This is a genomic window from uncultured Thiocystis sp. (genome assembly GCF_903866365.1).
Classification (GTDB): domain Bacteria; phylum Pseudomonadota; class Gammaproteobacteria; order Chromatiales; family Chromatiaceae; genus Chromatium.
The window spans coordinates 1-3426 of sequence record NZ_CAIPNF010000263.1 but is presented as its reverse complement, the minus strand read 5'-3'; the positions used below and the strand labels follow the sequence as shown (position 1 = coordinate 3426).

The following is a 3426-nucleotide window of genomic DNA, read 5'->3' as shown; positions in this document are numbered from 1 at the left end:
TTGGTACCGAGGGCCGGAATCGAACCGGCATGGGGTCACCCCCGTCAGATTTTGAGTCTGATGCGTCTACCAATTTCGCCACCCCGGCAACGCAGTCTGAAAATATACACTTGTGACGACTGAAATGGTATCCCCGGTTGCACCATTCCCGCTGGACGCCATTCCACGACCACCGCGTTCATCGCCCGCTCAGCGTTCGTCGAATCCTGCGAGCCGATAGAGTCGGTTGGCCTCTTCCTGATCCTTCTCCACGCCGTGGCCCTCCTCGTACATCAGCGCCAGCGTCGTGAGCGAACCGACGAGCCCCTGCTCGGCGGCTTTCCTGAACCATTCGATGGCCTTGGCCGGATTCTTGTCGGTGCATTCGCCCTGCATGTACATGAAGGCCAGACCGTGCTGCGCAAGTCCGAGACCGGCGGTGGCGGCGGCCTTCATGTAACTGTAGGCCAGCAGCGGATTGGGCAGCATGCCAAGCCCGTTCTGGGCCATGATCGCCATCCGGTACTGCGCCTCCACATTGCCCTGTTCGGCGAGCGGGGACAGCAGGCCCGTGGCTCGTGAGAATTGCTTGGACTCGAAGGCGGCAATGCCGCTGGAGAGATCCATGTCGAGACCGCTGGGGTCATGACTCATCGGGAGACACCTCGGGTTTCAGCGAGAGGACGGCACAGGCATCGCCCGGACGTATTTTCGGTACTAGTGAAACTGAGGGCAGTGGCGGACGAATCAACCGGATGCCACTGGCACGGATAACCATTCAGGTCGCCTTCAACGGCAGATCGACGAAGGCCAGCCAGCGCGCCAACAGGTCTTCATTGGCGGCGCCGATGGCGAGTTGGGATTCCAGCGTCAGCCCGTCGGTCGGCGTGATGCCGTCCCTTCGATACTGACGCGAGGCCGCGCCAGCCTCGCCCGCGATCAGACGCCCTGCGGCATAGTCCCAAAGCCGCTGACCGCCATGCAGATAGAGCTGAACGCGTCCGGACGCCAGCCAGCACCAGTCCAGTGCCACCGACCCGAGATTGCGTTGCGAGCGGAAGCCGCCGGGGCGAAAGAGCGCGGCCAGCGATTGGGACGGCAGCCGTTTCAGATCGATCATGGCCAGACAATCGCCCAGTTCCGGGCCGGCGGCGAAGGGTTGGATCGGCGCTCCGTTGAGACAGGCACCCTGCCCTCGGGCGGCGGTAAAACACTCGTCGCGCACCGGATCGAGGATCGCCCCCAGCACCGCCTGGCCCTGCTCGAACAGCGCCAGCGAGATCGAGAATCCGGGATAGCCGCTGGCATAGTTGCTGGTCCCGTCCAGCGGATCGAGCACCCAGACGCCACGCTCGGCAGCGGCGAGCAGACGCTCCTGTTCGGACTCGCGCATCTCCTCCCCCAGCAAGGGAATCTCGGGAAAGGCGCGCGCGAGAGCCTCGGCGAGATGGGTCTGCGCCGCCAGATCCGCCGCGGTGACCAGACTGCCATCGGCCTTGCGATCGACGCGCGTGCGGTGCCAGCGCGGCAGGATTTCGGTCGCGGCGGTTTCGCGCAGCAACCGCGCCAGCAGCGTGAGTTCGGGGTTCATTGTGTCGGGATCCTCTTGCGTGTTTGACCGCGAAGGCTGCGGTTGCTCTAATCGAAACTGCGTCCCGAGCCGACCGGCAAACACAGCCTCTCCCGCCGGACGCGGTCGCATGATTTTCCCGTTCAACTCCACGGATCAGGTCATCCGCAATGCCACTACAACCTGTGATTCTCTCCGGCGGTTCCGGTACCCGGCTCTGGCCGATGTCCCGCGAAGCCTATCCGAAACAGTTCCTGCCCTTGACCAGCGAGCACACGCTCTTCCAGGAGACCGTGCGGCGTCTCGACGGACTGGACGAGGAACATCCGCGTCAGGCGATCGGCCAGACCGATCCGCTGGTGGTCTGTAACGAGGCGCATCGCTTCCTGGTCGCCGAACAGATGCGGATCCTCGGGCGCCATCCCGCCGGGATTCTCCTCGAACCCAAGGGTCGCAATACCGCGCCCGCGTTGACGCTGGCCGCGCTCGCCGCGACCCAGGCGGGCGAGGATCCCATCCTGCTGGTCATGCCAGCGGATCATACCATCCGCAACGAACCCGGTTTTCGCGCGGCCGTGGCCGATGCCTGCGTGATCGCCCGACAGGGCGCCGTGGTGACCTTCGGGATCGTGCCGAGCAAACCCGAGACCGGTTATGGCTATATCCGTCAGGGCCAGCCCTACCCCTCGGAGGGGCTCGCGGGCCGTGCCTATGGTCTGGCAGGATTCGTGGAAAAGCCCGATGCCGAGACCGCGCAAGGCTATCTGGCCTCGGGCGATTATCTCTGGAACAGCGGTATTTTCGTGCTCAATGCCTCGCTCTGGATGCGTCTGATCGAGCGCTTTCGACCCGACATCGCGCAGGCCGCAGCCGCCGCCTTCGCCGGCGCCAAGATCGACGGCGCCTTTCTGCGTCTCGATCCCGAACTTTTCGGCGCCTGTCCCAGCGACTCCATCGACTATGCGGTCATGGAGCATCTATCGGATGGCGCCGCCGCCGATCTGCCGCCGGCGGTGGTGGTGCCACTCGATGTCGGCTGGTCCGATGTCGGCGCCTGGTCGGCGCTCTGGGAGGTCCGCGAACAGGACGCGGCGGGGAATGTGCTGACGGGCGATGCCTTCGTGCACAACGCCCACAACAATCTGCTGATGGCCCAGCATCGGATGTTGGCCGCGATTGGCGTCAACGATCTGATCGTGGTGGAGACGCCCGACGCGGTACTGGTCGCCACCAAGGACAGCGCGCAGGACGTGAAGGCCGTCACCCAGTTCCTCCAGCGCGAGCAGCGCAACGAACACCGTCATCATCAACAGGTCCATCGGCCCTGGGGTTCCTACGAGTCGATCGGACAGGGGTCGCGCTATCAGGTCAAGCGACTGATCGTCAAACCGGGCGAATCGCTCTCGCTCCAGATGCACCATCACCGCGCCGAGCACTGGGTCGTGGTCTCGGGCACCGCGCGCGTCACCTGCGACGACAAATCTTTTCTGCTCACGGAGAATCAGTCCACCTACATCCCGGTCGGCACCACGCATCGGCTGGAAAATCCCGGCAGCATTCTCCTGGAACTGATCGAGGTCCAGTCCGGCAGCTATCTCGGCGAGGACGACATCGTCCGCTTCGAGGATCGCTACAACCGGGATCCGACCGAAACCCGTTGATCCCAGATCAGGATCAGCAGTTCTAAATTTAAGACCATGATGGTATGAAGGACTCTTTGAGAGCCGACTGGAGAACCGGCACTGGTTCAGTTCAATTTGGAAAGAAAAACCAAGAAATCAGGTAGTTGAGGGGATCTGCCGCAAAGAGGTGAAACCAATAGTCGCACTCCAAGCGCAGTCAATACAGGGTTTCCCTGTAAGGAAGTCAGATTTTCC

At 63.1% G+C, this 3426-nt stretch carries 3 protein-coding genes and 1 tRNA gene; 1 reads left to right on the top strand and 3 read right to left on the bottom strand.

Going from position 1 to position 3426, the window contains the following annotated elements:
• Position 1 precedes the first annotated feature (1 nt).
• The 3 genes from QZY07_RS14470 to QZY07_RS14460 all read right to left on the bottom strand — a co-directional run bounded on the left by QZY07_RS14470 (position 2) and on the right by QZY07_RS14460 (position 1570).
• Positions 2-88 (bottom strand) — tRNA-Leu (locus QZY07_RS14470).
• Between the two features lie 101 nt (positions 89-189).
• Entirely contained in the window at positions 190-633 is a 444-nt protein-coding gene (locus tag QZY07_RS14465) for a tetratricopeptide repeat protein (protein WP_295404075.1), read from the bottom strand.
• 124 nt (positions 634-757) lie between these two features.
• Positions 758-1570: an inositol monophosphatase gene (locus QZY07_RS14460; RefSeq protein ID WP_295404073.1), complete on the bottom strand. Its 813-nt coding sequence runs from the start codon at positions 1568-1570 to the stop codon at positions 758-760.
• 149 nt (positions 1571-1719) lie between these two features.
• On the opposite strand from QZY07_RS14460, the gene QZY07_RS14455 reads away from it, so the two are divergent.
• Positions 1720-3210, top strand: coding sequence for a mannose-1-phosphate guanylyltransferase/mannose-6-phosphate isomerase (locus QZY07_RS14455; protein ID WP_295404071.1), 1491 nt, complete (start codon positions 1720-1722; stop codon positions 3208-3210).
• Positions 3211-3426: the final 216 nt, after the last annotated feature.